We start from the raw sequence: 20,539 nt of genomic DNA, 5'->3' as shown, positions 1-20,539 counted from the left end.
GTCTGGTGGCTGGTGCTCACGGTGGTGTCAGTTCCCCGGATAGCACCGTGATGGCCAGCCGAGGTCTGGTGGCTGGTGCTCACGGTGGTGTCAGTTCCCCGGATAGCACCGTGATGGCCAGCCGAGGTCTGGTGGCTGGTGCTCACGGTGGTGTCAGTTCCCCGGATAGCACCGTGACGGCCAGCCGAGGTCTGGTGGCTGGTGCTCACGGTGGTGTCAGTTCCCCGGATAGCACCGTGACGGCCAGCCGAGGTCTGGTGGCTGGTGCTCACGGTGGTGTCAGTTCCCCGGATAGCACCGTGACGGCCAGCCGAGGTCTCGCGGCTGGTGCTCACGGTGGTGTCAGTTCCCCGGATACCACCGTGATGGCCAGCCGAGGTCTGGTGGCTGGTGCTCACGGTGGTGTCAGTTCCCCGGATAGCACCGTGACGGCCAGCCGAGGTCTCGCGGCTGGTGCTCACGGTGGTGTCAGCTCCCCCGACACCACCGCCACTGCCAGCCGGGACTGATCTTGAGGGTGGGCTGATCAGGCGGATGTGGGCGTTGCGGGCGTACCGGGAAAAGTGACCACGGACCGTAACCGGCGGTGCATCCGCATTGGTCGCGATCATCGGCGATGTGGACCGGTGGCCGTGGCGGCGACCAGCGGACCTCGGCCAACGGTGACGAGGCGCTCGACGATCTCCCTCAGGAGGGAATGCACATCGGCGGGTTGTCCACAGCCTCGCTGGCGATCTTGCGTTTTTCTCGGACACTGGTCTTAGGCGGGCTGCCCCCTGGGTGGGCGGGGCCTGCGCTGTTGTGGACTGAGCTCGGCCGGGTTGTGAGCTGGGCTTGGCCGGGTTGTGGGCTGGGCTCGGTCGGGTTGTGGGGCTCGGCCGGCGAGTCGAAGGAGTGACTGCCGGCCCGCCGAAGCCCCCGACGTAACCGGAAAGCAGCCCCCAAGCCAAAGCCGAACCCTGCTTGAGCCGCCCGCCCAGCCCCCGCGCCCAGTGTCCGACACCCGACAGCGGGCGGGAATCCCGGAGCCTCATCTGCCTACCGTGAGTTGTGACTTACGGCATATCTTGCTCGGCTTGACGGTCGGGACACGGCCGCGCAACGGGTCGGAAACGCCGGATGGGCAGGGTGTTCACCCAAGGGCGCCGGCACCGGCCGTCCGCGACGGGAGGAGTTCCATGTTGCTGCGGGTTCGAGTCACCCTGCCGGACCGTCCCGGCGCTCTCGGCCAGGTCGCGCGCACGCTCGGTGTGGCCGGGGCCGACATCGTGCAGGTCGTGGTGCTGGAGCGGCTCGGTGGGCGGGCGGTCGACGACTTCACTGTCGTGTGGCCGGGCGCGGCCCGCGTGGAGCGGCTCCTCGCCGGGCTGGCCGCGATCCCCGGGGTGCAGGTCGACGGGGTGTGGAAGGCGATCGGCGCGCCGGTCAACGGCGGGTACGACGCCGAGCTGCTCGCCCAGGTCGCGGCGAACCCGGCGGACGGGCTGGCCACCCTGGTCGACGCGGTGCCGGGGCTGCTCGCCGCCGACTGGGCGGCCGCCGCGGTGGTCTCGGCCGACTGGGCCGCGCGGAACGGCGCGAACGGGGTCGGCAACGAGCCGCGGGTGGCCTACGCGAGCTGGCGTGCCCCGTCGCCGTTGCGCCTGCCCGAGGTCACGCCGCTGCGGGCGCGCCCGTTCGCCGATCCGGGTGGCGCGCGGTACGCGGTGGCCCCGTTCGGCAGGGGTGGGCTGGTGCTGCTGGTCGCCCGGACCGACGAGGACGACCTGCCGGCCGCCGCCTTCCACGTCACCGAGGTGGACCGGGTGGCCCAGCTGGTGCGCGCGGCCGCGGTGATCCTGGGTGACCGGCTGGACGCCGTGACGCCTGCCACGATCGCCCAGGTGTGACCGTCCTAACCCGGGAAATAGCAGCTCAGGCAATACCGCGGCAACAACGGCGGGGCACTCTGGAAGCAGAGCGAAAGGAGTGTCCCGCATGGCTCTGTGGCGTGTCCGGGCCACGGTCGACGACCGCCCCGGCTACCTGTCCGTGCTGACCGCGAGTCTCGCCCTGAAATCCGTCAACATCCTCGCCGTGCAGGTGCACACCACCGAGGCCGGTGCGGTGGACGACTTCCTGGTCGACGCGCCGGAGGCGATGACCGAGGCCGACCTGCTGGCCGCGGTGACCAAGGGGCGCGGGCGGGACGCGTTCGTGGCCCGTGCCGAGGCGCAGGGTCTGGCCGACCAGCCCACCCGCGCGCTGGTCCTGGCCGGCCGCCTGGTGCACGAGCCGGACGCGCTGGGCGAGTCGCTGGTCGCCCTGCTCGACGCGACCGACGTGCGCTGGCGCCCGCGGCTGTCGGCCGAGCCGCCCGGCGTGCACGGCGGCCGGATGACCCTGACCGACCCGGCCGGCGGGTCCTACGAGGTGCTCCGGGCCCTGCCCGCGTTCACCCCGGCCGAGTTCGCGCGGGCGCAGGCCCTGGTCGAGCTCGCCGCCGGCGTCTCCCGTCACCAGCGGGAGACGGTGACCCTGATGCTGCCGGACGGCGCCGAGGTGACCGTCCGCCCGGCCGGCGCCGACGATCTGCCGGCCGTGCGCGAGCTGCACGACCACTGTTCCGCGGCCACCCTGCGCCGGCGTTACCTGGGCGTGGCGCCCGGCGAGTCCCGGCTGCGCCGCCTGCTCGAGCCGGCCGGCGGGGTGACACTGCTCGCCGTCACGCCGACCGGCCGGGCGGTGGCGATGGCCAGCCTGTGCGCCGAGGGCGACCTGGGCGAGGTGGCGGTGCTGGTGGAGGACGGCTGGCAGCGGCGCGGCCTGGGCACCGCCCTGCTCCGCCGCCTGCGCGCCCACGCCGAGCGGGCCGGTTTCGCCGCCCTGGTGGCGCACACCGGCGCTGACAACGTGGCGATGCTGCGCACCCTGCGCCGCCTCGGCCACGGCCCGCTGGAGCGCGACGGCGCGCTGGTCAGCGTGACCCTGCCGGCCACCGCACAGCCGGTCGGCGACGAGGCTCCCGCCACCTCGGGGTGATCGGGTGAGAGGGGTGGCGGCGGGTTCTGGTTCAGGCCCGCCGCCCCCAGGGTCAGCCCCGGCGTTCGCCGTGCTCGACGCAGGTGGCCGACCAGCCGGTCGGCACCACCTGCACCTTCATCCGGCGGCGGCAGTCCGGGCAGAACCGCGGCGGCTCCAGCTGCCGGGCCGCCGCGCACGCCGCGTGATCACCCGTCGCGGCCGGCTCACCGCACCGGTCGCAGTACATCAGAACGTCGCCGACAGGGACTTGATCGGCATCTTCAGATCCCGCAGCAGTTCCAGGTCGGCGGTCGCGGGGCGGCCCAGCGTGGTCAGGTAGTTGCCGACGATCATCGCGTTGATGCCGCCCAGCAGCCCGTCCCGGGTGCCGAGGTCACCCAGCGTGAGCTCGCGGCCACCGGCGTACCGGAGGATGGTCCTGGGCATGGCCAGCCGGAAGGCGGCGATCGCGCGCAGCGCGTCCTTGCCCTCCACCACCGGCCGGTCGGCGAACGGGGTGCCCGGCCGCGGGCTGAGGAAGTTCAGCGGGACCTCGTGCGGGTCGAGCTCGGCCAGCTGCGCGGCGAACTCGGCGCGCTGCTCGATCGTCTCGCCCATGCCGAGGATGCCGCCGCAGCACACCTCCATGCCGGACTCGCGGACCATCGTCAGGGTGGACCAGCGCTCGTCCCACGAATGGGTGGTCACCACGTTCGGGAAGTAGGACTGGCAGGTCTCGAGATTGTGGTTGTAGCGGTGCACGCCCATGTCGACGAGGTCGTCGACCTGCTCCTGGGTGAGCATGCCGAGGCTGGCGGCGACCTGGATGTCGACCGCCTCCTTGATCGCTTTGACGCCCTGCCGCATCTGGTCCATCAGGCGCTGGTCGGGACCGCGCACCGCGGCCACGATGCAGAACTCGGTGGCGCCGGTCGCGGCGGTCTGCTTGGCCGCCTCCACCAGGGACGGGATGTCCAGCCAGACGGCACGGACCGGGGACGCGAACAGCCCGGACTGGGAGCAGAAGTGGCAGTCCTCCGGGCAGCCGCCGGTCTTGAGCGAGACGATCCCCTCGACCTCGACCTCCGGGCCGCACCACTTCATCCGTACGTCGTGAGCGAGCTGCAGCAGCTCGGGCAGGTCTTCGTCGGGCAGTCGCAGGATCTCGAGGATCTCGGCCTGATCGAGGCCGGCGCCGCCGTCGAGAACCCGGGCACGTGCCCGGTCGAGGATCTGAGGCATGTCCGTACCCTACAGACTTCCCTTCCCGGCGGGGACTGTCGGAGGTGGGTGGTAGTTTCCGGTTCTCGTGATCTCTGGGGGCGTTTTGGCGGACTGGTTGGTGTCGCTCGATCGCCTGGCCCGCGAGCGGGCCAAGGCGGGGCTGACCCGTCAGCTGCGGCCGCGGCCGGCCGACGACCAGGTCGTCGACCTGGCCGGAAACGATTACCTGGGGCTGGCCGGCCACGTCGCGGTGGTCGACGCGGCCCGGCGGGCACTTGACCGGTACGGTCTGGGCGCCACCGGATCCCGCCTGGTGCGCGGCAGCACCGACGCGCACGCCGCCCTGGAGAGTGAGCTGGCCGACTGGCTGGGCACGGCCGGCGCGCTGGTCTTCTCCTCGGGCTACTTGGCGAACCTGGCCGTCGTCCGGCTTGCCGCCACGGTCTGCGACCTGGTGGTGTCCGACGCGTTCAACCACGCCTCGCTGATCGACGGCTGCAAGCTCTCCGGGCTGCCGGTGACCGTCGCGCCGCACAACGATCCGGCCGCCGTCGCCGCCATCCTCGACGCCCATCCCGGCCGGACCGCGGCGGTGGTCACCGAGTCGGTCTTCTCGGTCGACGGCGACCTGGCCCCGCTCGCCGAGCTGCACGCGGTCACCTCGGCCCGCGGCGCCCTGCTGATCGTCGACGACGCGCACGCGCTCGGCCTGCTCGGCCCGACTGGCGGTGGCGGCGTGGTGGCGGCCGGCCTGGCCGGTCAGCCGGACGTCATCGTCACCGCCACGCTCTCCAAGTCGTTGGGTGGCGCGGGTGGGGTGATCGCCGGCGCCGAGCCGGTGATCCGTCACCTGGTCGACACCGGCCGCACTTTCATCTACGACACCGCCCCGCCGCCGGCCGTGGTGGCCGGCGTGCACGCCGCGATCGGGCTGGCCCGGTCCGCCGGCGATCGGCGCGCCACGCTGTTCGAGCGTGGTGCCCGGATCGCGGGCCGGTTGCGCGCTGCCGGCTTCCCGGTGGCCGACCCGGCCGCCGGGGTCCTCTCGGTGCCCGCTCCGGGCCCGGAGGCAGCGGTCGGCTGGGCCGAGGACTGCCGGGATCGTGGGGTGGCGGTCGGCTGTTTCCGGCCGCCCTCGACCCCGGACGGGAGCTCGCGGCTGCGGCTGACCGTCAACGCGGGTGTGCCCGAGGCGGACTTCGCCCGGGCCGTGGATGTGATCGTGGAGTGCGCACCATGAACGCCGACTCTCTCCGGACCGCCGCCTACCCGGGCGTCGCGGTCACCCCGCTGCCGCGCGGCTGGCGCAGCGGGGGGCACGGGCTGCCCGCCGGCCCGCGGCCGGCCCGGGTGCCCGGCCCGGCCGCCGACCCGCTGCACGCACACGGGGGTGGGCACCACACTCCGGAGCCAGCCGGGGACGCCGCGGGGGGCGTACCGTCACATGACATGACCGAGCCGGCAGCCGAGGAGCCGACCCCGGCCACCGCCGGGCCCGATGCGACGCCGCAGGCGGACGACCCCGCGACGCCGCGGGCGGCGGGGACGACCTCGCCGCGGGCGGAGGAGACGACGACGCCGCGGGCCGGAGCCGGCGAGGCGCCCGGGGCGCAGCCGCGCCGCGCCGCCGACCCGATCGAGTGGCACGGGATCGTCCTGATCACCGGCACCGACACCGAGGTCGGCAAGACCATCACCACCGCGGCGGTCGCGGCCGCCGCGCAGGCGGCCGGCCTGCGGGTCGCCGTCGTCAAGCCGGGCCAGACCGGCACCGTCACCGGCGACCCGACCGACGCCGAGGTGGTCACCCGCCTGGCCGGCCCGGACACCGTGCGGACCCTGGCGGAGTACCCGGAGCCGCTCGCCCCGCTGGCCGCCGCCAAGGTCGCCGAGCTGCCGCCGCTGGAGCTCTACGAGGTGGTCGACGCGATCCGGGCCGAGGCCGACAAGCACGACCTGGTGCTGGTCGAGGGTGCCGGCGGGTTGCTGGTCCCGATGGGCCTGCGCCCGTCCGGCGAGCCGTGGACGTTCGCCGACCTGGCCACCACCCTGGGGGCGAGCGTGCTGGTGGTGGCCCGGGCCGGTCTCGGCACGCTGAACCACACCGCGCTCACCCTGGAGGCGCTGAGCCGGCGTGGCGTCCCGGCCAAGGTGATCCTCGGCGCCTGGCCGGCCGATCCCGAGCTGGTCCACTGGGCCAACCTCAGCGAGCTGGTCCCGCATCTGGTCGGCGCGCTGCCGGCCGGCGCCGGATCGATGGATCCCGGCGTCTTCCGTCGTTCCGCGCCCGGCTGGCTGACCCCGGCCCTGCACGGCGTTCTGGACAACTGGCGCGTCTGGGCGGAAGAAGCGGGATAGCCGTGTGTCCCGGCACAATTGCGGTGCCGGGAGGTGGTCGACATGCAAACTGGCGGCGTGACTTTCACCCTGACGATCGACTGTGGCGGCGGCGGGATCAAGGGATCCGTGCTGGATGACGCGGGCACGATGCGCGCTCATCCGATCCGGGTGCCCACGCCGTACCCGTTGCCGCCCGACCTGTTCGTCAAGACGCTCGTCGATCTGGGCACCCAGCTGCCGAACGCGGACCGGGTCACCGTCGGCATGCCCGGGATGATCCGGCACGGCGTGGTGGTGGCGACCCCGCACTACGTGACCCGGAGCGGCCCGCGGACCAGGGTGGATCCGGAGCTGGTCGAGGCGTGGCGCGGGTTCGACGCCCGGACCGCGCTGGCCGAGGCGTTCGGGCTGCCCACGCTGGTGCTCAACGACGCCGAGGTGCACGGCGCCGGGGTGGTCGCCGGCACCGGCTGCGAGCTGGTGCTGACCCTGGGGACCGGGCTGGGCTGCGCGCTCTTCGACGGCGGCGAGCTGGCCCCGCACCTGGAGATGTCGCAGGCGCCGGTGCGCTGGGGGATGTCCTACGACACCTACATCGGCGAGCACGAGCGCCGCCGGCTCGGTGACGCGCTCTGGTCCCGCCGGGTGCGCAACGTGATCGAGGGGCTCCGGCCGGTCTTCCTCTGGGACCGGGTGTACCTGGGCGGCGGCAACTCCCGGTTGATCACCCCGGCCCAGCTGGCCCGGATGGGCGACGACGTGGTGGTGGTACCGAACACGGCGGGGATCGTCGGGGGCGTGCGCGCGTGGACGCTGGGCCAGCGATGAGACCGCAGGCCCTGCTGCTCGATTTCGGCGGGGTGCTCGCCGACTCGACCGGGCCGTTCCGGGCCGCGCCGCCCGAGCTGGTCCTGCGGATCTACAACCTGACCGGGGGCGCGCTGCAGCCCGGGCGGATCCAGCGGGCGCTCACCGACGGCGCCGCGGCCTACGCCCGCTGGCGGGACGAGGACCATCCGGACGAGCTGCCCCAGGCGCAGGTCTGGGAGCGTTTCGTGATCAAGGACTGGCCGCCGGCCGCGGCGGTGCCGGTCCGCGGCGCGGTGACCAGGCTCAGCTACGACTGGGCCCGGCGCGACGACTGGGCGCTGCGCCCCGGTATTCCGCAGGCGCTGGCCGCCTACGCCGCGGCGGGTGTCCCGATGGCCGTGGTCAGCAACACGCTCAGCGGCGCCGCGCACCGGGACTATCTGGCCAAGGTCGGGGTGAGCCACTACTTCGGCACGCAGGTCTACAGCGACGAGGCGGGCGTCCGGAAACCGAACCCGCAGATGATCTGGCACGCCACCGACGCGCTCGGCGTGGACCCGGCCGGCTGCTGGTTCGTCGGCGACAGCCGGCGGCGGGACGTCGCCTGCGCGCGCCGCGCCGACGTGGGCCGGGCCATCCTGATGCCGTCCGGCCGCGCCGACCCGCCGGGCAGCCCGGAGCCGGACGTGCTCGTCGAGGACGGGCACGCCCTGGCCGCGCTGCTCAGCTGACCACCTGCCACACCGACGTACGCCGGATCGTGCAGCTCTCCAGCGCCTCGGTGACCGGCACGTCGTACGTCGCCCGGCGCACCAGCCCCTCCGGCAGGTACGCCCGGCCCGGGTCGCCGACCAGCACCAGCGAGCCACGGCCGGCGGCCCGCCGCAGGTACGGCAGCACCCGCCCGGCCATCTCCCGGCTGTAGAACACGTCGCCGGCGAGGATCACGCCGTACCGGTCGTCGGTGTCCAGCAGGTCGGCTTCGACGGTGGCCACCTCCACCCGGTTGTCGGCGGCGTTGGCCGCGGCGGCGGCCAGGGACAGCGGGTCGATGTCGTTGGCCACCACCGGCCGGGCCCCGGCCTTCGCCGCCGCGACGGCGACCAGCCCGGAACCGGTGGCCAGGTCCAGCACGCTGCGCCCGGCGACCAGCTCCGGCTCGTCCAGGATGTGCCGGGCGAGGGCCTGCCCACCGGCCCAGGCGAACGCCCAGAACGGCGGCGGCTGCTCGGCGCCGCCCGCCTCGGTGGCCTCCCAGAGCGCGATCGGCTCCTCGGCCTGCCGGAGGTTGATCTCCGGGACGAACGGAACCGGCGCCAGGACGGTGTGGGCGCGTACGAAATCGAGTAGCACCCGACGATTGTGCCCTTTCCCTCAGAACCGTGATCCGGTAGCCGAAGAAGGAGATGACGAGAGGGCGGGAGGGAAACGGGATGCCGACGCGGTGGCCGGCGGCCCTTTTCGGCGCCTGGATCGTGGTACTCGGCGTCCTCTACTCCCTGGAACCCGCCCTGCACGGCTGGCTGATCCTGGCCGGCGGCCTGTCCGCGCTGATCGGCGTGCTGGTCGGCACGTACCGCAGCCAGCCGGACGACCGGATGCCCTGGTGGCTGCTGGCCGGCGCGACCGGGCTGTCCGGGCTGGGCGCCGCGATCGGCAACGCGCCCGCCTTCATCACCAACTGGCTGCTCTGGCTGGAGGGGCTGGGCACCGCCCTGCTGCTCTGCTCCTATCCGGTGCTGGCGGTCGCGCTGGCCGGCTTCATCTGGCGCCGCACCGGCTCGGTCCGGGACGTGCCGGGCCTGCTCGACGCGGCCATCGTCACCTCCGGGGTGGCGCTGCTGGTCTGGACGTTCGTGATCGGCCCGCGGATGTCCGACTCGTCGGTGAACGGGCTGGAACAGCTGCTGCCGGTCGCCGACCTGCTCTGTCTGGGCCTGCTGATCCGGCTGGCCACGGTGCCCGGCCGGCTGGTCGCCTCCGGGTACTGGCTGGGGGCGGGCACCGGCGCGATGCTGATCGCCGACGTGTTCCGGGCCTCGGCGTACGGGCAGCTCGCCCTCTACGCCACCGCCGGGATGGCCGCGCTGATCCCGTCGATGGCCGAGCTGACCCGGGCGTCGGTGGCGCCGGCCGCGGAGACCGGCCGGGGCCGGCTCGCGCTGCTCGCGGTCGCCGCCCTGGCCGCGCCGACCGTGCTGATGGTCCGGATGTTCCAGGACGGTCAGGTGGCCGGGCTGTTCCTGGTGGCCGTGCTCAGCCTGCTGATGTTGATGCTGGTGCTGGCCCGGATGGCCGGGATCATGACCAGCCACCGGCAGGCGCTGGCCCGGGAACGCGCGCTGCGCGAGGCGTCGGCGGCGCTGGTCTCGGCGGCCGACGCCGAGGCGGTCGGGCTGGCGGTCCGCACCGCGGTGGCCCAGCTGCTGCCCGGCGACGTGCCGCACGGTGTGGTGCTGGCGATCAGCATCACCCAGTCCGAGCCGCTGTCGCCGGAGGCCGCCGCGCAGGCCGCGGTCGACCGGGCCACCGGCACCGCGGCCCGGCTGGTGCAGACCCGGGACGTGGACTGGGCGGTAGCGGTCCGGCTCACCCAGTACGCCGAGACGCTGCGCTGCCCGATGGTGCTCCAGGACCGGCCGACGGGCGATCCGCTGGTCGGGGTGCTGCACGTGGGCGCGCCCACCTGGGCGCTGCGCGAGCTGCGACGCTCGGTGGAGGTGCTGGCCGGGCAGGTGGCCCTCGCGCTGGAGCGGATCGCGCTCAGCCACGAGGTGACCCAGCGCAACAGCGAGGCGTACTTCCGGACGCTGATCCTGAACACCGCCGACGTGATCACCATCCTCGACGAGCACGACCGGATCCGGTACGCCAGCCCGTCCGCGCTCGGCGTCTTCGGCGCCGACCCGACCGGCTACCGGCTGCCCGACGTGATCCACCCCGGCGACGAGAGCCGGCTGGCCGAGGCCCTCGCCGGGGTCCGCGGCGGCGAGGAGATGCGGCAGCTGGACTTCCGGGCGATCGGCGCCGGGCGTACCGAGGTGTTGCTGGAGATGCACTGCCGGGACCTGCGCGGCGACGCCAGCGTGGCCGGCCTGGTGGTCACCATGCGGGACGTCACCGAGCAGCGGCAGCTGGAACGCGAGCTGACCCATCAGGCGTTCCACGACGCGATGACCGGCCTGGCCAACCGGGTGCTCTTCCACGACCGGCTCAAGCACGCCCTGGCCCGCGGCGCCCGGGACGGCTCGGTGGTCGGCGTGCTCTTCATCGACCTGGACGACTTCAAGATCGTCAACGACACGCTCGGTCACGCGGTCGGCGACCAGTTGCTGATCGCGGTGGCCCACCGGATCGCCGGCGCGCTGCGCGCCGACGACACCGCGGCCCGGCTCGGCGGCGACGAGTTCGCCGCACTGGTGGAGAACGTCAACGACCCGGGCGCGGTGGAGGAGACCGCGAACCGGATCCTGGCCGCGCTGGCCGCCCCGATCGTCACCGACGCCAAGCCGTTGCACGCGGTGGCCAGCATCGGCATCACCACCACCCTGGAGGCGAGCGCCGCCGACGAGCTGCTGCGCCAGGCCGACCTGGCGCTCTACGTGGCCAAGGGCGCCGGCAAGAACCAGTGGCGGCGCTACCAGCGGCACCTGCACGACGAGATGGTGGAGCGGCTGGAGCTGCGCTCGGCGCTCGACCACGCGGTCAACGAGGGGCACTTCCTGCTGCACTACCAGCCGATCGTGGACCTGGTGTCCGGCCGCGCGGCCGGCTTCGAGGCGCTGGTCCGCTGGCACCACCCGGCCCGCGGCGTGATCACCCCGGACCAGTTCATCGAGGTCGCCGAGGAGAGCGGCCTGATCGTGCCGATGGGCCGCTGGGTCCTGGAGGAGGCGCTGCGCACGGTCTCCGAGTGGCGCCGGGTGCTGCCGCCCGGCCAGGCGCCCTACGTCACGGTGAACGTCTCGGTCCGGCAGTTCCGCGAGGCCGGCTTCGTCGACCAGGTGCGCAACGCGCTGCAGCACACCGGGGTGCCGGCCCGGTCGCTGATGCTGGAGATCACCGAGACGCTGCTGATGAAGGACGACGAGCAGCGGATCTGGGCCGACCTGAGCACGCTGCGCGAGATGGGCGTCCGGATCGCCATCGACGACTTCGGCACCGGGTACTCCTCGCTCGGCTACCTGCGCCAGCGCCCGATCGACGTCGTGAAGATCGACAAGACCTTCATCGACGACATGGTGACCAGCCCTCAGCCGCTCGCCCTGGTCAGCGGCATCGTCAGCCTGGCACGCAACCTCGATCTCACGGTGGTCGCCGAGGGGATCGAGGACGAGGCGCACCGGGACCTGCTGGTCCAGCTCGGATGCCCGCTGGGGCAGGGCTTCCTGTTCTCCAGTCCGCTGGGCCCGACGGAGGTGCTGGCCTGGATGACCCGTTCCGAGATCGCCGCCTGAAGACCTTTCCGGACCGCTTTTCAGTACGGGTCGCCCGTCCCCGGCAACCGCCCGCGCAACAGCCCGCCGAGTCGTCCCGGCTGGCTCCCACCCGCGTTCAGCGGCGGGCTCTCCGGCCGGCCGGCCCGTTCCGCCAACCCGGCCACCACCTCGTGCAGCGCGCCCACCGCGTCCATCGCCGGCGCCCAGCCGAGCTCCTCGGCGGCCCGGTCGCAGCACATCAGCGGCGCCTTCAGGGCCAGCTTCACCCAGCCCCGGTCGACCGGTTGCAGCCGCAGCCACCAGCTCAGCGCGGCGGCACCCTCCAGGGCGAACCCGGGCACCGGCACCGGCACCCCGTGGAACGCCTTGGCCAGCACCGGTGGATCGAGCACCGGGCCGGCCGCGATGTTGAACGCGCCCCGCACGTCGGCGCGCAGCACCCGCAGGTAGGCGTCCGCCACGTCGTCCGCGTGCACCGCCTGCAGCCGCAGCCCCGGGTTCGCCGGCAGCACCGGCACCCAGCCGAACCGCAGCAGCCGGGCCGGCACCAGCGGCCCGGCGAAGTACCGGCCGATCTCGGTGCCGGCGTCCCGCTGGAAGATCAGCCCCGGGCGCAGCCGCACCACCCGCAGCGTCGGGTGGTCCGACTCGATCTCGTCGAGCATCCGCTCGACCAGCGCCTTGTGCCGGCTGTAGGACGACTCCGGTACGCCGGTGCGCAGCCAGGTCTCCTTCACGTACGCCCATTTCGGGCCGGGCGCGTACACCCCGACCGACGAGGCGTGCACCAGCGTGGACACCCCGGCCCGCAGCGCCGCCCGGAACACCGTGCGACTGCCCAGCACGTTGGTCCGGTAGAGCCGCCGGGCGTCGTGGCTGGGCTGGATCTGCCAGGCCAGGTTCACCACGGCGTCGGTGCCGTCGAAGATCTGGCTGAGCCGGTCCAGGGAGTCGTCCCGGCCCACGTCGACCGAGTGCCACTCCATGTCGGCGTACGGGCCGCTGTCCCGCGGGGTGCGCCGGGCGATGCCGATCGCCTCGACGTCCGGTTCGGTACGGAGACGGCGCAGCAGCGCGGTGCCGGCGTTACCGGTCGCGCCCACGATGACGACACGCATGTCGCATGGCGTACCCCGCGGCACGCGATCGAATCAGATTCCCGGAACTATTCGGGCGGCCCCGATTTTGCGGCAGCGGTTTCCGGGCCACCCGGCGTTTCCGCGCGCCCGGTGTTTCGCCTGGTCCGGTGTTCCTTCCCGGCCCCGGCGTTTCCGGCCGGGCGGACGTGCTCGCCGCAACGACGGGCCGACCCGGTACCGGCCCGACGCCAATTGTCGTTCCGCCGCTTTCCGGAGGCGCCGGTACGGCACCGTTCTACCGAAATCTGTTGCCCGGACAGGGGAGCGACCGCTGCTTTGGTGATGCTCGAAATGCCACGAATGAGTTCCGTCGATGCCGATCCGGCCGGCCGATTCCGCTGATCATCCGGTCCCGTCGCCGATCCGGTCGTGGCTCGTCCCCGATCCGCACCGGATCGTCCCGGGCCGGCGGTCCGGCTGTTCTTTCGTTACCGGCCCGTGTTGTCCCGATCGGTGGGCGGCGCACGTCGCGGATTGACCGCGATCAACCCGGTAACCGCACCGCCCGGACCCCGTCCGGCGGTCACCGGCCCGCACCAACCGGCGGAATCGGCACCACCGGCAGCGCGCTGACCTGCGCCGACGAGGCGCCGGCGCGGCCGTGACCCGCGCTCACCGAAGAAAACGGCGCCACCGGAGTGACCCGGTGGCGCCGTTTTCCCGGCATGCGGTCAATCAGCGCTTGGCGTGGTACGCCTCGACGACGTTGCTCGGGATCCGGCCTCGCTCGGAAACCGAGTATCCGTTCTTGTTCGCCCACTCGCGAATGGCCTGATTCTGGTCACGGCTGGTCCGGCTGGAGGCGGCCGGCGCGGCCCGCCGGGCAACCGTCGGAGTGACCCCGGAACGACCCAGCCGGGTGGCGGCGGAGAGGAACGGCTCCAGAGCCTTGCGCAGCTTGCCGGCGTTCTTCTCGGACAGGTCGATCGTGTAGTTCACGCCGTCGAGTCCGAATTCGACAGTGCGGTCGGCCTCCCCGCCGTCGAGGTCGTCGGTCAGAAGGGTAATTATCTGCTTGGCCATGTTGTGTTCGCTCCTACAGCGATGTCATTCGGGTGACGGCTGTACGCGAGCGATGGGGGTGCCGCGATTAGTCGTCGTCGCATTATTGTGTCGCGCCACCGGTAGCTATTGCAAATTGCTCCCCTTGGCATGTCGCAATTCCTCTGCGCATCCACCCGGAAGCGGAGGGTGGTCGCCCCGGGCGGTAATGGCTGCCCGGAGACTCTTTTCGAACTCGTGAATGTACGGTAACGTCGCAGCTGGGAGCGCTCCCAGGGCATCATGGGGCTTGATGTCCGAGGCTGTCCGCCCCCCGTTGACCCGAGCCGCCTCGTCGCCGACTCTCCGGTGCCGGGGCGGTTCGTCCACTTCCGGCCCGGCCGTGGTATCGCCGGCGAGCGCTGGTCCAGGTGTAGCCCCGTCCCGCCCGCGGCCTTCGAGCGGGCGTCTTGGCTGCGGGCGGGGACGCTGGAGATGCCGGGGTGGGCCGCAGCGGTGATCAGCGGGGTGCGACGGACGGTCGGCGGTGCGGCCGGTTCACGGTGCCGTTCCCGCCGTCTTCCCGGTGAGCGTCCGCCCCGGGGATCAGTTGCGGGAGGACCGGATCCGCAGCACCGCCGGGGCGTGGGCCGGTACCGCCGGCGACTGCGGCGCGATCGCCTCGACCCGCTGGTATGCCGACCCGAGCGGTGGCCGGGTGTCGGCGGAGCCCTTGTTCGGCCACAGCGACATGGCTCGTTCGGCCATCGCCGTGATGGTCAGCGACGGGTTCACGCCGAGGTTCGCCGGTACCGCCGAGCCGTCCACCACATGCAGTCCCGGGTAGCCGAAGACCCGGTGGTACGGGTCGATCACGCCGTCCTCGGGTGTCGCCCCGATCGTCGCCCCGCCCAGGATGTGCGCGGTCATCGGGATGTTGGCGATGTCGCCGACCGTGCCGCCCGGGAAGCCGTCGATCCGGTCCGCGATCCGCCGGACCGCCTCGTGCCCGACCGGGATCCAGGTGGGGTTGGGGTCGCCGTGCCCGGGGCTGGTGGTGAGCCGCCCGCGCTTGGTGCGCCGTACCGTCAGCGAGTTGTCCAGGGTCTGCATGACCAGCGCGATGATGGTCCGTTCGCTCCACCGGCGCACCGACATCGAGTACGCCAGGACCATCGGGTGCCGCAGGCACTCCCAGAGGAACTTGAGCGGGCGCGGCACCCGGCCGCCGCCGTCGACCAGCAGCGTGGAGAGCAGCCCCATCGCGTTGCTGCCCGGCCCGTAGCGGACCGGCTCGATGTGGGTGTTGGCGTCCGGGTGGAACGACGAGGTGATCGCCACGCCCTTGCTGAACGGCTCGGCCGGCACCCGCTTGGTCTCCGCGCCGAGCAGCGCCTCGGAGTTCGTCCTGGTCAGTGCGCCGATCCGGCGGGAGAGCCGGGGGAGTACCCCGGTGTCGCGCATGGCGTGCAGCAGCCGCTGGGTGCCCAGCGCCCCGGCCGAGAGGATCACCTGGCCGGCGGTGAACGTGCCGTTGCGGGTGACCACCCGCCAGCGGTCGCCGTCCGGCCGGATGGCGGTGACCTCGGTGTCCGGGTGGATCGTCGCGCCCTGGCGTTCGGCGAGGTAGAGATAGTTGACGTCGAGCCGGTTCTTCGCGCCGACCGTGCAGCCGATCATGCAGTTGCCGCACTCGACGCAGCCGGTGCGGTCCGGTCCGGCGCCACCGAAGTACGGGTCCGGCACGGTCTTGCCCGGCTCGCCGAAGAAGACGCCGACCGGGGTCCTGCGGAACGTGTGCCCGACGCCCATGTCCTCGGCGACCTGCTTGATCACCACGTCGGACGGGGTCATGGTGGGCTGCTCGGTCACGCCGAGCATCCGGGACGCCTGGTCGTAGTGCGGCTCCAGCTCCTCGGCCCAGTCGGTGATGCCGGACCAGTGCGGGTCGGCGAAGAACGGGGCGGGCGGCTGGTAGAGCGTGTTGGCGTAGACCAGCGAGCCGCCGCCGACCCCGGCCGCGGACAGCACCATGATGTCCTTGAGCAGGGTGATCCGCTGGATGCCGCGCAGCCCGAGTTTCGGCGCCCAGAGGAAGTTCTTCAGGTCCCATGACGTCTTGGGCAGGGTGTCCGGGGTGAACCGGCGGCCGGCTTCCAGCACACCGACCCGGTAACCCTTCTCCGCCAGCCGCAATGCGCTGACGCTGCCGCCGAAGCCGCTGCCCACGATCACGATGTCGTAATCCGTCATCGCATCACCTAAGCATTACCGGCCGGTAACCACCAGACCCGAATTTTATCGCTTGTAAATCGTCATGGAATATCCGACTTGGTCGATTGGTGTGCTGGTGTCGAGAAGCTGTTTCAGCTTGGGCGAGGCCAGCGCGACCCGGGAGTCGGACACCACCAGGATGCCGTGCACCCGGTCGAACGGCACCGAGTACGGATCGGCCGCGGTGATCCCGTAGTAGGCCGGCACGCCACTGCCCTTGTAGATCAGCCAGACCGGCTGACCCGGGTAGTCGGTTCTCAGCTTCCGGGACAGCCGCGCCAGGTCCTGTCCCCAGTCGACGTTCGAGTCGTGCAGGTTGCGGTGGGTGTTGGCGGTACCGCCGAACGCCTCGTTGGAGTAGGGCAGATAGTACGGAAAGGTGCGCAGTGAGCTGACCGCCGTCACCAGTACCAGGAGCGCCGCCACCGGCACCGCGAAGCGGATCCTGAGCAGCGCCACCGTGCCCGCCGCGACGGCCAGGAAGAGCGGCAGGAAGATCGCGTACCGGGTGCCGTAATCACGGGCGCCGGTCATCGCGACCAGCAGCAGCACGGCCGAGATCGGCAGCACGTAGAGCGCGGCGGCCCGCAGCCGGGGGAGCACCAGCATGGTCAGCACCCCGGCCACCCAGAGCGCCAGCATCCCCAGCGGTGTCTTGATCAGCAGCGCGGCCGGCAGGTAGTACCAGAGGTTGCCGCGGTAGGGCCGTCCGAGCAGGAAACCGTTGAACGTCTGCCGCTCGAACTGGAACTGCATCAGCAGCCCGTCCCGGTAGGCGCGCGGGACCGGCAACCACTCCACGGCCAGCCCCTTGAGCCCGCCGGGGTGCGGCAGCCCGGCCGGGGTGGTCCAGCGCAGCCGCGGGTCCACGATCAGGTAGACCACCCAGACCACGGCCACCGCGATCAGCCCGGTGACCACCAGGGCCCCGGCGCCGGCCACCAGACGCCGCCGGAGCGGCGTCGGCAGCAGGGGCGGGCGGGTCCGTCGCGCATGCCACATGGACAGGGCCGCCAACCCGACGATCAACGGTACGGCGGGAAGCGCGCTCGCCCTGGTGGCCAGCGCCCCGCCCAGGGCCAGCCCGGCCAGGGGGAGATAACGGTACGGCCGGTCCCGTCCCCGCCACACCAGCCAGCACGCCGTCAGCAGCAGCCCGGCCGCCGGCACGTCGAGGGTGGCCAGCGACCCGTGCGCGATCACGTCCGGGGAGAACGTGTAGAGCCCGAGCGCGATCAACCCGCCCACCGGCCCGGCCAGGTCCCGCCCGAACGCCAGCACCACCAGCCCGAACAGGCACGTGAGCAGGATGACCGGCAGCCGGGCGGCGACCAGCAGCCGGAACGGGTTGTTCCCGCTCTCGTAGAGCAGGTGCCGCCCGAGCGCTGTCTGACTCCCGGAGAACGCCGGGTCCAGCCGGTGCGCCCCGCCGAACGCCAGCCCGGTGGCCAGGATCAGCTTGCCGAGCGGCGGATGCTCCGGGTTGTACCGCAGGCTGTGCTGCTGGGCGTAGACCTCGGCGGTCGCGACGTACACCGGCTCGTCGATGGTCGGGGTCTGCTGGGTCGCCGTGGTGACCATGGCGAACGCCATCTGCCCGATCATCGCGACGACGGCGAGCAGGTAGAACAGACGGCGTCGCGGCATCCGGCAAAGATATCCGGTGGCTCAGCCGGTGAACTCGCCCGGCGGGGTGGCCGCCGGATCGGCGTGCTTGTCCAGCTCGGCGCCGCGCAGCTCGACCCGCCGGATCTTGCCGGAGATCGTCTTGGGCAGCTCGGCGAACTCCAGGCGGCGGATCCGGGCGTACGGCGGCATGTGCTCCCGGGCGTGCGCGAAGATCGACGCCGCGGTCGCCTCGTCCGCCGGCCAGCCCTCGGCGAGCAGCACGTACGCCTTCGGCACCGCGAGCCGCACCGGGTCGGGCGAGGGCACCACGGCGGCCTCCACCACCGCCTCGTGCTCGATCAGCACGCTCTCCAGCTCGAACGGCGAGATCCGGTAGTCGGAGGCCTTGAACACGTCGTCGGTACGCCCCACGTAGGTGATGTAGCCGTCCGCGTCGACCGACGCCACGTCGCCGGTGTGGTAGTAACCGCCGGCCATCCGCTCGGCGGTCAGCTCCGGGTCGCCGTGGTAGCCGACCATCAGCCCGACCGGCCGCGGCTCCATCGCCACGCAGATCTCGCCCTCCCGCGCCCGCGCCCCGGTGATCGGATCGAGCAGCGCGATCCGGAAGCCCGGCACCGGCCGGCCCATCGAGCCGGCCTTGACCGGCTGGCCCGGCGTGTTGGCGATCTGCACCGACGTCTCGGTCTGCCCGAACCCGTCCCGGATGGTCACCCCCCACGCGGCCGCGACCTGCTCGATCACCTCAGGGTTGAGCGGCTCGCCGGCCCCGACGGCGACCCGCGGCGGCGTCTTCAGCTCGGTCAGGTCGGCCTGGATCAGCATCCGCCACACGGTCGGCGGCGCGCAGAAGCTGGTCACCCCGCAGCGCTGCATCGCGGCCATCAGCCGGCCCGCGTCGAACCGGGCGTAGTTCACGATGAACACGCAGGCCTGCGCGTTCCACGGGGCGAAGACGTTGCTCCAGGCGTGCTTGGCCCAGCCGGGGGACGAGATGTTCAGGTGCACGTCGCCGGGGCGCAGGCCGATCCAGTACATCGTCGAGAGGTGCCCCACCGGGTACGACTCGTGGGTGTGCTCGACCAGTTTGGGCTGGGCGGTGGTCCCCGAGGTGAAGTAGAGCAGCAGCGTGTCGCCGGCCCGGGTCACGCCGTCCGGGGTGAAGCCGGGGCTGGACGCGTAGGCCGTACCGAAATCGAGCCAACCCGGTGCCGAGCCGACCGCGATCCGGGTGACCGCCGGATCCACCTGGTCGAACTTGCCGGTGGCGGCGGCCGTCGCGATCACGTGCCGGGCGCCGCCCCGGCTCACCCGGGCCGCGGCGTCGGCCGGGCCGAGCAGCGGCGTGGCCGGGATCAGCACCGCGCCCAGCTTGATCCCGGCGAGCACCGTCTCCCAGAGCTCGACCTGGTTGCCGAGCATCACCACGATCCGGTCACCGCGGCGCACCCCCTGCTCGCGCAGCCAGTTCGCCACCCGGTTGGAGCGCTCGGACAGCTCGGCGAAGGAGAGCCGCTGCTCGCTGCCGTCCTCCTCGACGATCCACAGCGCCGGGTTGTCGTTGCCGGCGGCGATCACGTCGAACCAGTCCAGCGCCCAGTTGAACCGGTCGAGCCGGGGCCAAGCGAAGCCGTCGTAGGCGCCCGAGTAGTCCTCGCGATGGTCGAGCAGGAAGTCCCGGGCGCGGCGGAAGGTGACGTGAGCCTCGTTCTCGACCATGACTGCCATTCTGCGCCGCGCCCCGGAACGACGGAACGCCCCGGCGAAAACCGCCGGGGCGTCGCGTGCGGAACGAGTGGCTCAGACGGTGGTGCCGACGCGGCCCTCCTGGTACGCGTCGAACTTCTGCTGGGCGGCCGCCAGCTTCGCCGGGTACGCCTTGGCGGTCCGGTACAGCTTGTAGATCAGGAAGAACTCGAAGGCGAGCATCGCCGCGCCCGAGAAGATGGTGATCGGGAAGATCAGGCCGGTCAGCGGGGCCAGGATGTAGACGAACATCTCGTACTCGATGCCGCTGAACAGGTGGGTGCGGATCCGGTTGCGCTTGAGGTACGCCGCGACGCGGCTCTTCAGCGAGGCCGGGCGGCCGCCGGCGACCGGCTCCGGGTTCTCCTCGGCGGCCTCGTCGCCCGGCTCGGACATGTCTTGGGCCGGCTCCGGGTGCAGCTCCAGCGGGAACTTGAGCGAGTCCAGCTTGTCGGTCATCCCGCGGCGGACCTTGGCGACCTGGCTGCCGTTCAGGTAACGGACCAGGTCCAGGAAGATCGCGACGGACATCAGCCAGAGGTACTTGACGTCGTGGTGCTGCGCGTACTGCCCGCCGAACAGGGTGAGCGCGCAGAAGAAGACCCGGACCCGGTCGAGGACGAAGTCCAGCCACTGGCCGAAGATCGTGCCGGTCCCGTTCAGCCGGGCGACCTTGCCGTCCATGCAGTCGACGACGAAGCTGAGGTGGAACAGGATGGCGCCGACGATCAGCCACTGCTGGTCGCCCTGTGCGAAACTGACCATGGCGCCGGCGCCGATGATGGTCGCGATCAAGGTCAGCACGTTGGGCGTGATCCACCGGTACGGGGCCACGATACGCACCAGCCGGGATGCCAGCGGGTCGACCAGGAGCACGGTCCACCACGCGTCGATCGGCTTGTAGGTGCGCTCCCGGATTTCCTGCAAGGTCACCTTCACGGGCGGCACTCTAGA

At 72.3% G+C, this 20,539-nt stretch carries 16 protein-coding genes; 7 read left to right on the top strand and 9 right to left on the bottom strand.

Annotated elements, in window-relative coordinates; translation table 11 throughout:
- Positions 1-1,178: 1,178 nt before the first annotated feature.
- Positions 1,179-1,889: an ACT domain-containing protein gene (locus tag Actob_RS36660; RefSeq protein WP_284916546.1), complete on the top strand. Its 711-nt coding sequence runs from the start codon at positions 1,179-1,181 to the stop codon at positions 1,887-1,889.
- An 88-nt stretch (positions 1,890-1,977) separates the two neighbouring features.
- Positions 1,978-3,021 carry a GNAT family N-acetyltransferase gene (locus tag Actob_RS36655; RefSeq protein ID WP_284916544.1) on the top strand — a complete coding sequence of 348 codons (1,044 nt, stop codon included), beginning with the start codon at positions 1,978-1,980 and terminating at the stop codon, positions 3,019-3,021.
- Positions 3,022-3,073: 52 nt separating this feature from the next.
- Here the strand turns inward: Actob_RS36655 and bsaP are convergent, their stop codons facing one another.
- Entirely contained in the window at positions 3,074-3,250 is a 177-nt protein-coding gene (gene bsaP / locus Actob_RS36650; protein ID WP_284916542.1) for a biotin synthase auxiliary protein BsaP, read from the bottom strand.
- Complete coding sequence (gene bioB, locus Actob_RS36645) at positions 3,250-4,245, bottom strand: biotin synthase BioB (RefSeq protein ID WP_284916540.1); 996 nt, start codon at positions 4,243-4,245, stop codon at positions 3,250-3,252. Before bioB ends, bsaP begins: the two co-directional genes overlap by 1 nt.
- Positions 4,246-4,330: 85 nt before the next feature.
- Here bioB and Actob_RS36640 point away from each other — a divergent pair, with 85 nt between their 5' ends.
- The 4 genes from Actob_RS36640 to Actob_RS36625 all read left to right on the top strand — a co-directional run bounded on the left by Actob_RS36640 (position 4,331) and on the right by Actob_RS36625 (position 8,108).
- The gene (locus tag Actob_RS36640; protein ID WP_284916539.1) at positions 4,331-5,467 is read left to right on the top strand and encodes an 8-amino-7-oxononanoate synthase; all 1,137 of its coding nucleotides are present in this window, start codon (positions 4,331-4,333) and stop codon (positions 5,465-5,467) included.
- A 395-nt stretch (positions 5,468-5,862) separates the two neighbouring features.
- Positions 5,863-6,585 carry a dethiobiotin synthase gene (gene bioD, locus Actob_RS36635; protein WP_284922451.1) on the top strand — a complete coding sequence of 241 codons (723 nt, stop codon included), beginning with the start codon at positions 5,863-5,865 and terminating at the stop codon, positions 6,583-6,585.
- 57 nt (positions 6,586-6,642) lie between these two features.
- The gene (locus tag Actob_RS36630; RefSeq protein WP_284916538.1) at positions 6,643-7,395 is read left to right on the top strand and encodes an ROK family protein; all 753 of its coding nucleotides are present in this window, start codon (positions 6,643-6,645) and stop codon (positions 7,393-7,395) included.
- A complete protein-coding gene (locus tag Actob_RS36625; RefSeq protein ID WP_284916537.1) occupies positions 7,392-8,108 on the top strand; it encodes an HAD family hydrolase in 717 nt (238 codons plus the stop codon). The genes Actob_RS36630 and Actob_RS36625 overlap by 4 nt, the downstream gene beginning before the upstream one ends.
- Here the strand turns inward: Actob_RS36625 and Actob_RS36620 are convergent.
- Positions 8,101-8,730 (bottom strand): class I SAM-dependent methyltransferase, encoded by a 630-nt coding sequence (locus tag Actob_RS36620; protein WP_284916536.1) that lies wholly within the window; start codon positions 8,728-8,730, stop codon positions 8,101-8,103. The two genes, Actob_RS36625 and Actob_RS36620, sit on opposite strands and share 8 nt — an antisense overlap.
- A gap of 80 nt (positions 8,731-8,810) precedes the next feature.
- On the opposite strand from Actob_RS36620, the gene Actob_RS36615 reads away from it, so the two are divergent.
- Positions 8,811-11,834, top strand: a complete 3,024-nt coding sequence (locus Actob_RS36615) for a putative bifunctional diguanylate cyclase/phosphodiesterase (protein WP_284916535.1) — start codon at positions 8,811-8,813, stop codon at positions 11,832-11,834.
- A 20-nt stretch (positions 11,835-11,854) separates the two neighbouring features.
- On the opposite strand, the gene Actob_RS36610 is transcribed toward Actob_RS36615, so the two are convergent.
- The 6 genes from Actob_RS36610 to Actob_RS36585 form a co-directional block, all read right to left on the bottom strand.
- Positions 11,855-12,934 (bottom strand): NAD-dependent epimerase/dehydratase family protein, encoded by a 1,080-nt coding sequence (locus Actob_RS36610; RefSeq protein WP_284916534.1) that lies wholly within the window; start codon positions 12,932-12,934, stop codon positions 11,855-11,857.
- Positions 12,935-13,630: 696 nt separating this feature from the next.
- Positions 13,631-13,978 carry a histone-like nucleoid-structuring protein Lsr2 gene (locus tag Actob_RS36605; protein WP_284916533.1) on the bottom strand — a complete coding sequence of 116 codons (348 nt, stop codon included), beginning with the start codon at positions 13,976-13,978 and terminating at the stop codon, positions 13,631-13,633.
- A gap of 564 nt (positions 13,979-14,542) precedes the next feature.
- On the bottom strand, positions 14,543-16,189 hold the full coding sequence (locus tag Actob_RS36600; protein ID WP_284916532.1) for a GMC oxidoreductase: 1,647 nt from the start codon (positions 16,187-16,189) through the stop codon (positions 14,543-14,545).
- 45 nt (positions 16,190-16,234) lie between these two features.
- On the bottom strand, positions 16,235-17,857 hold the full coding sequence (locus Actob_RS36595) for a glycosyltransferase family 39 protein (RefSeq protein WP_284916531.1): 1,623 nt from the start codon (positions 17,855-17,857) through the stop codon (positions 16,235-16,237).
- A 21-nt stretch (positions 17,858-17,878) separates the two neighbouring features.
- A complete protein-coding gene (locus Actob_RS36590; protein ID WP_284916530.1) occupies positions 17,879-19,558 on the bottom strand; it encodes an AMP-binding protein in 1,680 nt (559 codons plus the stop codon).
- Between the two features lie 81 nt (positions 19,559-19,639).
- A complete protein-coding gene (locus Actob_RS36585; RefSeq protein WP_284916529.1) occupies positions 19,640-20,524 on the bottom strand; it encodes a CDP-alcohol phosphatidyltransferase family protein in 885 nt (294 codons plus the stop codon).
- Positions 20,525-20,539 lie beyond the last annotated feature (15 nt).

The sequence above is a fragment of the Actinoplanes oblitus genome, assembly GCF_030252345.1.
Classification (GTDB): domain Bacteria; phylum Actinomycetota; class Actinomycetes; order Mycobacteriales; family Micromonosporaceae; genus Actinoplanes; species Actinoplanes oblitus.
This window is presented reverse-complemented; position numbering and strand designations above follow the sequence as displayed.

Coding starts and splice junctions, on each gene's coding strand:
- Actob_RS36625 (WP_284916537.1), top strand. CDS start 7,392: ATGAGACCGCAGGCCCTGCTGCTCGATTTCGGCGGGGTGCTCGCCGAC.
- Actob_RS36615 (WP_284916535.1), top strand. CDS start 8,811: ATGCCGACGCGGTGGCCGGCGGCCCTTTTCGGCGCCTGGATCGTGGTA.
- Actob_RS36610 (WP_284916534.1), bottom strand. CDS start 12,934: ATGCGTGTCGTCATCGTGGGCGCGACCGGTAACGCCGGCACCGCGCTG.
- Actob_RS36600 (WP_284916532.1), bottom strand. CDS start 16,189: ATGACGGATTACGACATCGTGATCGTGGGCAGCGGCTTCGGCGGCAGC.
- Actob_RS36590 (WP_284916530.1), bottom strand. CDS start 19,558: ATGGTCGAGAACGAGGCTCACGTCACCTTCCGCCGCGCCCGGGACTTC.
- bioB (WP_284916540.1), bottom strand. CDS start 4,245: ATGCCTCAGATCCTCGACCGGGCACGTGCCCGGGTTCTCGACGGCGGC.
- Actob_RS36605 (WP_284916533.1), bottom strand. CDS start 13,978: ATGGCCAAGCAGATAATTACCCTTCTGACCGACGACCTCGACGGCGGG.
- Actob_RS36660 (WP_284916546.1), top strand. CDS start 1,179: ATGTTGCTGCGGGTTCGAGTCACCCTGCCGGACCGTCCCGGCGCTCTC.
- Actob_RS36595 (WP_284916531.1), bottom strand. CDS start 17,857: ATGCCGCGACGCCGTCTGTTCTACCTGCTCGCCGTCGTCGCGATGATC.
- bsaP (WP_284916542.1), bottom strand. CDS start 3,250: ATGTACTGCGACCGGTGCGGTGAGCCGGCCGCGACGGGTGATCACGCG.
- Actob_RS36655 (WP_284916544.1), top strand. CDS start 1,978: ATGGCTCTGTGGCGTGTCCGGGCCACGGTCGACGACCGCCCCGGCTAC.